The organism is Bradyrhizobium sp. Ash2021 (assembly GCF_031202265.1).
Classification (GTDB): Bacteria; Pseudomonadota; Alphaproteobacteria; order Rhizobiales; family Xanthobacteraceae; genus Bradyrhizobium.
In genome coordinates this window covers 7,377,971-7,390,792 of sequence record NZ_CP100604.1, presented here as the reverse complement: position 1 = coordinate 7,390,792, position 12,822 = coordinate 7,377,971, and the positions used below count along the sequence as shown (strand labels likewise).

12 protein-coding genes are annotated in these 12,822 nt (G+C 62.7%); 7 read left to right on the top strand and 5 right to left on the bottom strand.

Annotated elements, in window-relative coordinates; all coding sequences use genetic code 11:
* The first annotated feature begins 57 nt into the window (after positions 1-57).
* From NL528_RS35615 to NL528_RS35605, 3 genes are all read left to right on the top strand, one after another.
* Entirely contained in the window at positions 58-984 is a 927-nt protein-coding gene (locus NL528_RS35615) for an SMP-30/gluconolactonase/LRE family protein (protein ID WP_309179043.1), read from the top strand.
* Between the two features lie 129 nt (positions 985-1,113).
* On the top strand, positions 1,114-1,707 hold the full coding sequence (locus NL528_RS35610) for a GNAT family protein (RefSeq protein WP_309179042.1): 594 nt from the start codon (positions 1,114-1,116) through the stop codon (positions 1,705-1,707).
* A gap of 28 nt (positions 1,708-1,735) precedes the next feature.
* Positions 1,736-3,373: a GMC family oxidoreductase N-terminal domain-containing protein gene (locus tag NL528_RS35605; protein ID WP_309179041.1), complete on the top strand. Its 1,638-nt coding sequence runs from the start codon at positions 1,736-1,738 to the stop codon at positions 3,371-3,373.
* 210 nt (positions 3,374-3,583) lie between these two features.
* Here the strand turns inward: NL528_RS35605 and NL528_RS35600 are convergent, their stop codons facing one another.
* The 5 genes from NL528_RS35600 to NL528_RS35580 all read right to left on the bottom strand — a co-directional run bounded on the left by NL528_RS35600 (position 3,584) and on the right by NL528_RS35580 (position 9,023).
* Positions 3,584-4,564 carry a PDR/VanB family oxidoreductase gene (locus tag NL528_RS35600; RefSeq protein ID WP_309179040.1) on the bottom strand — a complete coding sequence of 327 codons (981 nt, stop codon included), beginning with the start codon at positions 4,562-4,564 and terminating at the stop codon, positions 3,584-3,586.
* A gap of 15 nt (positions 4,565-4,579) precedes the next feature.
* Positions 4,580-5,335, bottom strand: coding sequence for a GntR family transcriptional regulator (locus NL528_RS35595; protein WP_309179039.1), 756 nt, complete (start codon positions 5,333-5,335; stop codon positions 4,580-4,582).
* Between the two features lie 4 nt (positions 5,336-5,339).
* Positions 5,340-6,389: an aromatic ring-hydroxylating dioxygenase subunit alpha gene (locus NL528_RS35590; protein ID WP_309179038.1), complete on the bottom strand. Its 1,050-nt coding sequence runs from the start codon at positions 6,387-6,389 to the stop codon at positions 5,340-5,342.
* 212 nt (positions 6,390-6,601) lie between these two features.
* Entirely contained in the window at positions 6,602-8,104 is a 1,503-nt protein-coding gene (locus NL528_RS35585; RefSeq protein ID WP_309179037.1) for an NAD(P)/FAD-dependent oxidoreductase, read from the bottom strand.
* A 76-nt stretch (positions 8,105-8,180) separates the two neighbouring features.
* On the bottom strand, positions 8,181-9,023 hold the full coding sequence (locus NL528_RS35580; RefSeq protein ID WP_309179036.1) for a MoxR family ATPase: 843 nt from the start codon (positions 9,021-9,023) through the stop codon (positions 8,181-8,183).
* A gap of 251 nt (positions 9,024-9,274) precedes the next feature.
* On the opposite strand from NL528_RS35580, the gene NL528_RS35575 reads away from it, so the two are divergent.
* The 4 genes from NL528_RS35575 to NL528_RS35560 all read left to right on the top strand — a co-directional run bounded on the left by NL528_RS35575 (position 9,275) and on the right by NL528_RS35560 (position 12,696).
* Positions 9,275-10,450 carry a VWA domain-containing protein gene (locus NL528_RS35575; protein WP_309179035.1) on the top strand — a complete coding sequence of 392 codons (1,176 nt, stop codon included), beginning with the start codon at positions 9,275-9,277 and terminating at the stop codon, positions 10,448-10,450.
* A gap of 170 nt (positions 10,451-10,620) precedes the next feature.
* Entirely contained in the window at positions 10,621-11,034 is a 414-nt protein-coding gene (locus tag NL528_RS35570; protein WP_309179034.1) for a rhodanese-like domain-containing protein, read from the top strand.
* Between the two features lie 138 nt (positions 11,035-11,172).
* The gene (sseA, locus tag NL528_RS35565; RefSeq protein ID WP_309179033.1) at positions 11,173-12,030 is read left to right on the top strand and encodes a 3-mercaptopyruvate sulfurtransferase; all 858 of its coding nucleotides are present in this window, start codon (positions 11,173-11,175) and stop codon (positions 12,028-12,030) included.
* A 129-nt stretch (positions 12,031-12,159) separates the two neighbouring features.
* A complete protein-coding gene (locus NL528_RS35560) occupies positions 12,160-12,696 on the top strand; it encodes a hypothetical protein (RefSeq protein WP_309179032.1) in 537 nt (178 codons plus the stop codon).
* Positions 12,697-12,822 lie beyond the last annotated feature (126 nt).

Below are 12,822 nucleotides of genomic sequence, written 5' to 3'. Positions count from 1 at the left end.
GCGTGCGGGATCGAGCCAGAAGTCCGCCTGCAGCCAGAAGCAAGCCGGGAGGATTTCATGGCCAATGTCCGCGTTCTCGCCACCGATCTGGAGTTTCCGGAAGGGCCGGTGGTGATGCCGGATGGCTCCGTGGTGCTGGTCGAAATTCGCGGCAAGCGGCTGACGCGGGTTTATCCGGATGGGCGCAAGGAGGTCGTTGCGGAAATTCCCGGCGGGCCGAACGGCGCCGCACTTGGGCCCGACGGCAAGATGTACATCTGCAACAATGGCGGGTTCAGCTGGATTCCGACCAAAAATACCATCATGCCGGGGCCGCAGCCCGACGACTATGTCGGGGGCTCGATCCAGCGCGTCGATCTGCAGAGCGGCAAGGTCGAGACCGTCGTCGACAAATGCGGCGAGCATGCCTTGCGGGGGCCGAACGATCTCGTGTTCGACAGGCATGGCGGGCTGTGGTTCTCCGATCTCGGCAAGCGGCGCGCCCGCGACATGGATGTCGGCGCATTCTATTACATCAAGCCGGGCATGAAGGAGATCGTCGAGGGCGTGCACGGTATCCTGCCCGCCAACGGCATCGGACTGTCGCCGGACGAACACACCGTCTATATCGCGGAGACCCCGACCGCGCGGCTGTGGGCCTACGAAATCTCCGAGCCCGGCACGGTGAAGCCGCGCGACGTGATCTATCGCGGCGAACGCGGCAAACCGATCGCGGGCCTCGGCGGTTACCAGATGTTCGATTCGCTGGCGGTCGAGGCGTCCGGCAATGTCTGCGTGGCGACGCTGATCTCGGGCTGCATCTCCGTGATCGCGCCCGATGGCACCCTGGTCGAGCAGGTGCCGACCGGCGACCGCGTCACCACCAATATCGCCTTCGGCGGGCCCGACCTGAAGACCGCCTACATCACGCTCTCCGGCAAGGGCGAACTGATCGCGATGGACTGGGCGCGGCCCGGGCTGGCGCTGAATTTTCTGAACAAGTGATAGTGGAAACGATTACTATCCACGTCATTGCGAGCGAAGCGAAGCAATCTATCGCGCAGCGGCAGGAAAGAATGGATTGCTTCGTCGCTTTCACTCCTCGCAATGACGACCTAAGGAGCGGAGTACTACATGCCATGGCTTGAACCGGTTACCCTCTACGGCACGCATGCACGGCTCGAGCCGCTTTCGCAGGATCATTGCGACGGGTTGACCGAAGCCGTGAAGGACGGCGAGCTCTGGAAGCTCTGGTACACGTCCGTCCCGAGCGCCGAGGGCATGCTTAAGGAAATCGACCGCCGGCTGGGCCTGCAGGCGGCGGGATCGATGCTGCCGTGGACGGTGTTCGACGCCGACGGCCGGATCGCGGGCATGACGACCTACATGAACGTCGATACGACGAACCGCCGCGTCGAGATCGGCTCAACCTGGTACGCCAAGCGTGTGCAGCGCAGCGGCGTCAATACCCAGTGCAAATTGCTGCTGTTGACGCACGCCTTTGAGTACCTCGATTGCATTGCGGTCGAGTTCCGCACCCATTTCTTCAATCACCAGAGCCGCCGCGGCATCGAACGCCTGGGTGCCAAGCAGGACGGCATTTTGCGCAGCCACTCGATTGCGCCGAACGGCACGTTGCGCGACACCGTCGTGTACAGCATTATCGCCAGCGAATGGCCGACGGTGAAGGCGCATCTCAACTACCAACTCAACGAAAAGGCGCGGTAAATTCTTCAGCCGCGTTAGAAACGATACGATGGAAACGTTCGATTACGTGATTATCGGCGCAGGCTCCGCGGGGAGCGTGCTCGCCAACCGGCTCAGCGAGGATTCCCGCACCAGCGTGTGCGTGCTCGAGGCGGGGCCCAGCGATTGGCATCCCTACATCCATCTGCCGGCCGGCTTCATCAAGACGTTCCACATGAAGAGCGTCAACTGGGCCTACCAGCAGGAGCCCGGTCCGTGGACCGGCGGCCGCAGCATCTATGCGCCGCGCGGCAAGACGCTCGGCGGCTCGTCGTCGATCAACGGCCATATCTACAACCGCGGCCAGCGCCAGGATTTCGACACCTGGGCGCAGCTTGGCAATCGCGGCTGGGGCTATCCGGACATCTTGCCCTATTTCAAGCGGCTGGAGCGCCGCGTCGGCGAGGGCGATGAAACCTATCGTGGTCGCGACGGCAATCTCACCGTTACCACGATGGATTGGCAGGATCCGCTGTGCGAGGCATTCATGGCCGGCGCCATCAGCCTCGGCATTCCCCGAAATCCCGATTACAACGGCGCAATCCAGGAGGGCGTCTCCTACGCCCAGCGCACCATTCAAAACGGCCTGCGCGTCAGTGCGGCGACCGCGTTCCTGCATCCGGCGCGGAAGCGGCCGAATGTCCATGTGCGCACGCACGCGCATGTGACCAACATCATCCTCGAAGGCAAGCGCGCGGTCGGCGTGCGCTACATCAAAGGCGGCAAGGGCGGCGTGCCCGTTGAAGTGCGCGCCAACAAGGAAGTCATTCTGTCCGGCGGCACCTACAACTCGCCGCAGCTCTTGCAATTGTCCGGCGTCGGATCGCCGGAGCTGTTGCAATCGCTCGGCATCGAGGTGCGTCACGCCTTGCCCGGTGTCGGCGAGGGGTTGCAGGATCATTACGCACCGCGTTCGGTCGCGCGCGTCAAGAATATCAGGACCATCAACGAACTCCGGCGGGGGTTAAGCCTATGGGTCGAGGCGCTGAAATGGGCCACGACCCGGCGCGGCCTGCTCTCGCTGTCGCCGACCATGGTGTATTGTTTCTGGCATTCCGGCGAGACCACCGAAAGCTCCGACCTGCAGCTGACGTTTACGCCGGCGAGCTACAAGGAAGGCGTGCAGGGTCAGCTCGAAGACGAGCCCGGCATGACCATCGCGTCCTGGCAGCAGCGGCCGGAGAGCCGCGGCTATGTCCGCGCCCGTTCATCCGATCCGTTTGCGCCGCCGATCATCCAGACCAATTATCTCGTCGAAGAACTCGATCGCCGCGTCGTCGTCGCCGGCATGAAGCTGGCGCGGCGGCTGCTCGCCTCCAGCCCGCTGGCGCAGTACTACGCCTATGAGGATTTTCCCGGCCCCAACGTGCAGTCCGACGACGAATTCCTGGCGGCGGCAACCCAGCGCGGCACCACCACCTTCCATCCCGGCTGCACCTGCCGGATGGGTCCGGCGGACGCCAAATGGGCCGTGGTCGACGACCAGTTGTGCGTCCACGGGCTGCAGGGCCTGCGCGTGGTCGACGCCTCGATCATGCCGCGGATGATCTCGGCCAATCTCAACGCCTCGACGCTGATGATCGCCGACAAGGCCTCCGACATGATCCGCGGCAAGGCCGCGCCGGAGGCGGTGAAGTTCGCACAGTAGGTCTTGAGCGATTTCCGGTTGCTTGAAGCATTGCCGCTTTTCCCGTGGCCTCATGGTTCGAGACGCGCGAAGATGCGCTCCTCACCATGAGGGTCTGAGACCTCATCCTGAAAGGCTATGAAGCTATCTCGGACCTCATCCTGAGGAGCGGCGTCTTCGCCGCGTCTCGAAGGATGGGGCCAGCGAAGTGGAATTGCGTTAGACTAAGGGTCAGATTGCTTCGGGCCGGTACAGCGTGTCGATGGTGACGACGCCCACCGCGCGCGATACGCACGGGCAGATCTTGCGGTTGTCGCGCTTCTGCTGGTCGCTGAAGAAGACGTCGCGATGATCGATCTCGCCGTCGATCGCTACAACGTCGACGGCGCAAACCCCGCATTCGCCGCGCTGGCAGTCCGACATCACCTCGAAGCCGGCCTCGTTCAGCACGTCGAGCATGGAGCTGGTTTGCGGCACCACCAGCTCGGTGTCCGAATTCTTCAGCCGCACGCGGAATTCCGCGGTCGGCAATAGTCCGCTGGAGCCAAAAGTCTCGTAGCGGAGATCGGCGGGCGGGCGGCCTGCGTTGTTCCAGGCGCGCCGCGCCGCCTCCAGCATCCGCATCGGCCCGCACATGATCGCGATGGCGTCATCCGGCAGGGCGCGGAAGGTGGCGTCGAGATCGATCCGCACGCCTTCGTCGCTGGCGTGAACGATCAGCCGGTCGCCTAACATCGCCGACAACTCGTCGAGATAGGCGGCTTCCGCGCGCGACTTCACGGCGTAGTGCAGGCGGGCGTCGATGTTCCGGCGGCGCAAGGCGCTGGCGATGCCGACGATCGGCGTGATGCCGATGCCGCCCGCGATCAGGCAATAATTTTGCCTGTTCCAGTCGATGTCGAGCAATGAGGCCGGGCTGGAAATCTCGATTCGCGCGCCCGGTTTCAAATTCCACATCCCGCGCGAGCCGCCGCGGCTGTCCGGTGCCAGCCGCACCGCGATGCGATACCGCTCCGGATCGCGGTCGCCGACCAGCGAATAGCAGCGCCGCTGCGGTTGTCCGTCGACCAGCACGGCGACGCCGATATGGCTGCCGACCGGGTAGGGGGTGACTTGTCCGCCATCGGGACGCAATTTGAGCTCGCGGATCATTGGTGTCACGTCGGTTGTCCCCTCGACGGTGCACCAGTTCCATTGCTCGGCAAAACGCATGGCGGTGTTTCCTCGCTATTCGGCGGTCGCCGATTTGAGCAGCGCCAGCGCGGGCAGCAAGTCGAGATGACCGCGATTGCGCAGCACCAGCCGCAGATTGCGCGCGGCGAGGCGGGAATGCTCGCGCATCACGGCTTCGGCGCGCGCGCCTTCGCGGTTCTCGATCGCGTCCAGCACGATGCGATGATGATCCTGCCCGATCAGCAGGATCTGGTGCGCCTCGGGCAACGCCGATTGCGCCATCACGAACCCGCTCGGCGAGGCGAACGGCAACGCCGAGACCCGGTCGATCTCCCGGATCAGCGGCGCGCTGGCGGATAACTCGGTGAGCAGCGCATGAAAGCGTGCGTTCAAGGTCACGTACGCGGAAAAAACCTCTTCCGAAACGCGGTCCTGCCGGACCAGCTGGTCGAGGTCGGCGAGACATTCCTTCAGCGGCTCGAGGCTGCGGGCGCTGGCGCCGCGCTCGGCGGCGAAGCGGGCGGCGAGGCCCTCCAGCGTGCCGCGCAGCTCGATCGAATCGAGGATGTCGCGTTCGGTGAACGCCTTCACCATGAAGCCGCCGGAGGGAATCGCCTGCAGCAGGCCTTCGTCTTCGAGCCGGACCAGCGCCAGCCGCACCGGCGTCCGCGACACGCCGGTGATTTCGACCGCCTGCAGTTCGGAGATGCGTTCACTCGCCCGCAGCCGTCCGGACAGGATCAGGTCGCGCAGCGCCAGCTGGGCGCGCACGGTCTGCGAGACCGACCGTTCGGAGTAGCTTTCGCTCATGGTTCTACTCCGCGGCTTGCGCGTTCGGCGGCGAGGTCTCTTTCGCCACCATCCTGTCGATCACGCGCCGCGCCCACATCGCGCCGGCGTCGATGTTGAGGTTGTAGAAGGTGCGGTCCGGGTTCTCGCTGATGGCGCGTTGCTGCGCTTCGAGGATGATTTCGTCTTCGTGGAAAATGCTGGCGACGCCCTCGCGGATCTCGGTGGTCAGCTTCTGCTCGGTACGGCGGTGATTGCGGACGAAGGCCCAGAAATAGTGGCAGGTGGTGGCGGTCTCCGGCGTCATGGTGTTGAGCACAAAGCCGTTGACGCCCTGCGAGCGGTCGCCTTTGGGGGCGCCGGTGCCCGCGGGGGCGACGCCGACGTCGATGTTGACGGTGCCGGGCGCCTGAAAATGGATGATCTGCCAGCGGTCGACCGGGCCGGGCTTTTGCAGCTGCGCCGCCCAGAACGGCGGCGCCTCGATGCCGTGCATCCAGCGCGTCACGGTCACGGTGCGCTCGCCATGGGTGACGTCGAACGGCGCTTCGGCGACGTGCTCGTTGCCGATGCTGGAGCCGTGCACGAAGGTCTCGTGGGTCAGGTCCATCAGATTGTCGACCACGAGCCGGTAGTCGCATTTCACATGGATGGTCTTGCCGTCGCCGGCCCAGTCCGGATCGTCGTTCCAGTGCATGTCCGGCACCAGCGCCGGATCGGCCAGTGCCGGGTCGCCCATCCACAGCCAGATGAAGCGATGGCGTTCGACCACGGGATAGGATCGCACGCAGGCCGACGGGTTGATGGTTTCCTGCGAGGGCATGTAGGTGCAGCGGCCCTGCGAATTGTATTTCAGCCCGTGATAGCCGCAGACGACGGTGTCGCCGTCGAGCCGTCCCTTCGACAGCGGCACCAGGCGATGCCAGCAGGCATCCTCCAGTGCCGATACCTGCCCGTTGGACTGGCGGTACATCACGACATGCTTGCCGCAGATCGTTCGCGGAAACAGCGCGTGCTTGAGATCGACATCCCATGCGGCGGCGTACCAGGCATTGAGCGGAAAGGGTGTCGGCATGGCTGAACTCCCGTACGACAAAACAAGTTCAATATGTATACAGAAATATTACGATTAGCGCAAATAAGAGAATACAGAGGTTATACCATACCTTTAAAGTATACATATATTCGGGAAGGATGTTCCTGGGTAATAAAAAACCGCTCCCGGGCGGGGAGCGGTTCAGAAATCTGGCAGGCCATAGCCGAGCAGCTGTCCGGTGATTGGCGTGGCTAGTCGTACACGAACACGTGGTCGTTCATATCGATGGCCGGGAATTCGTCCTTCTCGGCCCAGTAATCCTGGTTGTGCTGCCATTCCGGCTTGTCGCCGCGCTTCGGCAACAGGTGCATGCCGCGCATCATGTAGCCCGGATTGAAATTCTCTGGATCGATCCAGGGCAGCAGCGGCATGTTGTGGTCTTCCGGCCGCAGCGCCGGCGCCACCTTCCTGGCGCCGGTCTGCTTCATGTGGTTGAGCAGCTTGCAGACGAAGTCGGCGACCAGATCGACGCGCAGCGTCCAGCTGGCGCGGAAATAGCCGAATACCCAGACCAGATTGGGCACGCCGGTGAACATCATGCCGCGATAGGTCACGGTGTCGGCGAAATCCAGCTTCTTGCCGTCGACGGCGAATTCGATGTCGCCATTGGCGCTGAGATTAAAGCCGGTCGCGGTGATGATGATGTCGGCTTCCAGTTCCTTGCCCGACTTCAGCAGAATGCCCTTCTCGGTGAAGCGGTCGATCTCGTCGGTGACCACCGAGGCCTTGCCGGACTTGATGCCCTGGAACAGATCGCCGTCGGGGATGAAGGCGATGCGCTGCCGCCACGGCCGGTATTTTGGCGTGAAGTGGGTGGCGATGTCGTAATCCTTGCCCAGATAAGCCTCGACCGCGGACAGCAGATCCTTCTTGGCCGCCTCGGGTTCTTCAAACGTCTTGCGGGTGAAGGCGTCCTGATCGAACAGGATTTTCCGGCGCGTGATTTCGTGGATCCATGTCTCGTCGACCTGCAACAGGCGCAGCTGCTCGGCGATCTCGATCGCGTTGCGGCCGGTGCGGAAATAGGTCGGCGAGCGCTGCAGCATCGTGACATGCGCGCAGTCCTTCGCCAGCGCCGGGATCAGCGTCGCGGCGGTGGCACCCGAGCCGATCACGACGATGCGCTTGTTGTTGTAGTCGAAGTCTTCGGGCCATTTCTGCGGATGGACGATCGGGCCCTTGAACCTGGCCATGTCCTTCCACTCCGGCGTATAGCCTTCGGTGTGGCGGTAATAGCCTTGGCACATCCAGAAGAAGTTGGTGGTGAAACGAACCGTCTCGCCGGTGTCTCCTCGGGTAGCCTCGATGGTCCAGAGATTTTGCTCGCTCGACCATTTCGCCGAGGTGATGGTGTGCCGATAGCGAATGTGACGGGCAAGATCGTTCTCCTCGATCACATCGCCCATATATTTGAGGATCTCGGCGGCGCTCGCGATCGGCGCGCTGGTCCATGGCTTGAAGCGGTAGCCGAACGTGTGGAGATCGCTGTCGGAGCGGATGCCGGGATAACGGTGGGTGCTCCAGGTGCCGCCAAAAGTCTTCTGGGTTTCGAGGGCGACGAAACTCGTGCCCGGGCACTGCGTGGTCAGATGATAGGCGGCGCCGACGCCGGAGATGCCGGCACCTGCGATCAGGACGTCGAAATGCTCGGTCGTGCCGGGCGCAGTTGTGTGAACTTGGCTTTGAACGTTCATATTCCCTGATCTTTTGTTTGTTGCGTCCGCATAACTGAGGTGCCGGGACTTAAGCCTCGGCACCTTCAGTGGCGAATTACACTTCCCTGCGGCTGAGGAACGCCAGCCGTTCGAACAGATGCACGTCCTGCTCGTTCTTGAGCAGCGCGCCGTGCAGCGGCGGGATCAATTTGCGCGGATCGCGCTCCCGGAGCATTTCCGGGGTGATGTCCTCGTTGAGCAGCAGCTTGAGCCAGTCGAGCAGCTCCGACGTCGAGGGCTTCTTCTTCAGGCCCGGCACTTCGCGCACCTCGAAGAAGATCCGCAACGCTTCTTCCACCAGGCGCTTCTTGATGTTCGGGAAATGCACGTCGACGATCCGGCTCATGGTGTCGGCGTCGGGAAACTTGATGTAGTGGAAGAAGCAGCGGCGCAGGAACGCGTCCGGCAGTTCCTTTTCGTTGTTCGAGGTAATCATCACGATCGGGCGCAGGCTCGCCTTGATGTTCTCGCCGGTCTCGTAGACGAAGAACTCCATGCGATCGAGCTCGAGCAAGAGGTCGTTGGGGAATTCGATGTCGGCCTTGTCGATCTCGTCGATCAGCAGCACCGGACGCTTGTCGTGGGTGAAGGCTTCCCACAGCTTGCCGCGCTTGATGTAGTTGGAGATGTCGGAGACCCTGGCATCGCCGAGCTGGCTGTCCCGCAGCCGAGACACCGCGTCGTATTCGTAGAGACCCTGCTGCGCCTTGGTGGTGGACTTGATGTGCCAGGTCAGAAGCGGCGCGCCGAGCGCCTTGGCGACTTCCTCGGCCAGCACGGTTTTGCCGGTGCCGGGCTCGCCCTTGATCAGCAGCGGGCGTTCGAGCACGATCGAGGCGTTGACGGCGATCTTGAGATCGTCAGTGGCGACGTAGTCCTTGGTACCGGTAAATTTCATAATACCCCGTATGGATAGGTTTCATTTTGATACTAGTGGAAAAAGCCGGCAGGTCTACCGCGGATTCCGCATAGGCCGTTTCAAACAATGTTGGAGGCAACTTCGCGCAAGGGCGGACTGTTTCCGCCCCGCGGAATGCATCGCGCGCAGCAAGTCGTTGCGGATTGTTTGTCGGAACTGAATAGCTGCCAGCGGGCTTTACCGTGGCGGCGGCCCTTGACGGGGGCCCCCCGGCGGGCAATCTAGAGAGCATGTTCCTGCAATTCTTCACATCGCTGCGCGACGCCCAGGTCCCGGTCACCTTGCGTGAATATCTGACGCTGATGGAGGCGCTCGACGCCGACCTCGCCGAGCAGACAGTGGAGAATTTCTATTACCTCTCCCGCGCCGCCCTGGTGAAGGACGAGCGCAACCTCGACAAGTTCGATCGCGTATTCGGCACCGTGTTCAAGGGACTGGAAAGCCTCCTGGACGCGATGGAGAAGGCGGACATTCCGGCCGAATGGCTGAAGAAGCTCGCGGAAAAATACCTCACCGAGGAAGAGAAGAAGCAGATCGAGGCGATGGGCTGGGACAAGCTCATGGAGACGCTTCGCCAGCGCCTGAAAGAGCAGCAGGGCCGGCATCAGGGCGGCAACAAATGGATCGGCACCGCCGGGACCTCGCCGTTCGGCGCCCACGGCTATAACCCGGAAGGCGTGCGGATCGGGCAGGAGAAGAACCGCAACAACCGCGCGGTGAAGGTGTGGGACAAGCGCGAGTTCAGAGATCTCGACGGCAATGTCGAGCTCGGCATCCGCAACATCAAGATTGCGCTGCGCAGGTTGCGCAAGTTCGCCCGCACCGGCGCGCCGGACGAACTCGATCTCGACACCACGATCAGGGAGACCGCCAATCACGGCTATCTCGACGTGCATATGCGCCCCGAGCGGCGCAACGCGGTCAAGGTATTGGTCTTCTTCGACATCGGTGGGTCCATGGATTCGCATATCGAGCAGGTCGAGGAGCTGTTCTCGGCGGCCAAGACCGAATTCAAGCACATGGAATATTTCTACTTCCACAACTGCCTTTATGAAGGCGTCTGGAAGCAGAACAAGCGCCGCTTCACCGACCGCACGCCGACCTGGGACGTGCTGCATAAATATCCGCACGACTACAAGGTGGTGTTCGTCGGCGACGCCTCGATGTCGCCTTACGAGATCATGGTCCCCGGCGGCTCGGTCGAACACGTCAATGAAGAGGCCGGATCGGTCTGGCTCGATCGCATCACGCGCACCTATCCGCATGCGGTGTGGCTCAATCCGGTGGCGCAGAAACACTGGGACTATTCGGAATCCACCACCATCATCCGCCGCCTGTTCTCGGAACGCATGTATCCGATCACGATCGAGGGACTGGAAGGCGCGATGAAGGAACTGGTGCGGTGACATCCGTCATTCCGGGATGGTCCGAAGGATCAGACCCGGAATCTCGAGATTCTCAGGTGCGCAATTGCGCACCCAGTTCGATGCGGAGCCTGTCATCGGGCCGCGCTTCGCGCGGACCCGGTGGCATCGCCCCGGAATGACGGCCAAGAAAAATTGAGAGGGAATGCAAAATGCCCCAGACCATTCACCGCGGTATCAAATCCCTGATCGACGAAGCCAATGCCGAGATCGAGACCGTCAGCGCGGCGGACGCGATCAAGGCCGCGCAGAGTCCCGACGTCGTGATCGTCGATATCCGCGATCCCCGCGAGATCGAGCGCGACGGCAGGATTCCCGGCGCGTTCTCCTGCACCCGCGGCATGCTGGAGTTCTGGATCGATCCGGCGAGCCCGTACGCCAAACCGATCTTCCAGGAAGACAAGAAATTCATCTTCCACTGCGCCGGCGGCATGCGCTCGGCGCTGGCAGCCAAGACCGCAAAGGACATGGGCCTGAAGCCGGTCGCCCATATGGGCGGCGGCTTTGCCGCCTGGCGTGACGCCGGCGGGCCGATCGAAAAGTGGGAACCTAAGAAGAAGGGCTGAGGTTGACGCGCCTTCGCTCTCTCACTTCGTCATTCCGGGGCGCGCGCCAGCGCGAACCCGGAATCTCCTGGAACAACTTCTGGATTCCGGGTCTGCGCCTGCCGGCGCATCCCGGAATGACAACGAGGATTTGCACACATGACCTTAACCGACGATCCGCTGGTCTCCACCGACTGGCTCGCCGCCCATCTTGATGATCCCAAGATCAAGATCATCGATGCCTCGTTCAAGCTGCCGGGCGTGCTGCCGTTGCCGCTGGATGATTATCTCGTGGCGCATATTCCGGGCGCGGCATTTTTTGATGTCGACGCGGTTTCCGATCACAATGACCCGCGGCCGCACATGTATCCCGACGCCGGGCAGTTCGCGCGCGATGTGGCGGCGCTCGGCATTTCCACCGGCGATACCGTGGTCGCCTACGATTCCGGCAGTTGGGTCGCGGCACCGCGGGCGTGGTGGATGTTCCTGTCGTTCGGCTATCGCAACGTGAAGGTGCTGGATGGCGGTTTGAAGAAATGGACCAGCGAAGGCCGCGCGACCCAATCCGGCAAGGTCACGCCGAAACCGGGACAGTTCACAGCCAGGCTCGATCCCAGTTACATCCGGAGCCAGCAGCAAGTGCTCGCCAATATCGAAACGCGCGCCGAGCAGTTGGTCGATGCACGCCCGCGCGGGCGTTTCGAAGGTACCGTCGCTGAGCCGCGGCCGGATTCCCGCTCCGGCCACATTCCCGGCAGCCGCAATGTGCCTTACGCTGAATTGTTCGACGCCAGGACCGGCGCGATGAAATCGCTCGATGATCTGCGCAAGGCATTTGCCGGCGCCGGGGTCGACACCACGAAACCGATCGTGACCACCTGCGGCTCCGGCGTCTCCGCGCTGGTGCTGACGCTGGCGCTGTATCGCCTCGGCGTACGCGGCACCGCGCTCTATGACGGCTCGTGGGCCGAATGGGGTTTGCCCAGCGGACCGCCGGTTGCGACCGGCCCGGCCTGAGTGACGCACACCGGCCGCTTCACGGAAAATTGCTGCGACCGGTGGTCGCAAGCAAGGGTGGTGCCGCGATTGCGGTATTACATCCGAGATGCACGGCAGCCGAACGCGCGCTGCCCAAGGTGTCGGATCATGCGGACAGGTCGATGGGCCTTTTGGCTGCTCTTGCCGGCCGCGGTCGCGGCCATGACCACGGGTGTCAACGCGGTGGCCGCTGAACATGTCGAAACGCTCGCGACTTCGGCCGGTTCGCCGGTCGCGCTCGGCGCCGAACCGGTGGCGGTGACGCTTGCGCCGCCGGCTGCCGGCAAGGCGCTGTCCGCGCGGGTCGCAAGCGTCGGCGAGAACCGCAAGGTCTATCTCGTCGCCAGAGGGCTCGGCACCGACGAGCCGCCGGAGACGATCTACCAGATTTACCTCGGGCTGCCGCCGGGCGTCGCACCAAGCCCCGACGCGATTTATTATGTCGGCTCACTGAATTTCTTCCATGCCGTGGGAGCCGCGCGATCCGATCCGCGCTTTCTTAGTTTCGACGTGACCGCGCTTCTCCGGACGCTGCAGTCGCGCCATTCGCTGGGCGACAATACAACCGTAACGATCGTTCCGGCCGGTAGGCCCCGTGCCAGCGCCAAGCCTGTCATCGCCGAGGTCGCGCTGGTCGAGCAGTAGGCTGCTTGGAGCGTTTTCAAGCGAAGTGGACACCGGTTCGCGTGAAGAAAACGCGTCAAAACAAGAATCTCTGCAGCCAAATGACGCAGCAACCGGCAATTTGATATAGCAATTAAAGATTGCATT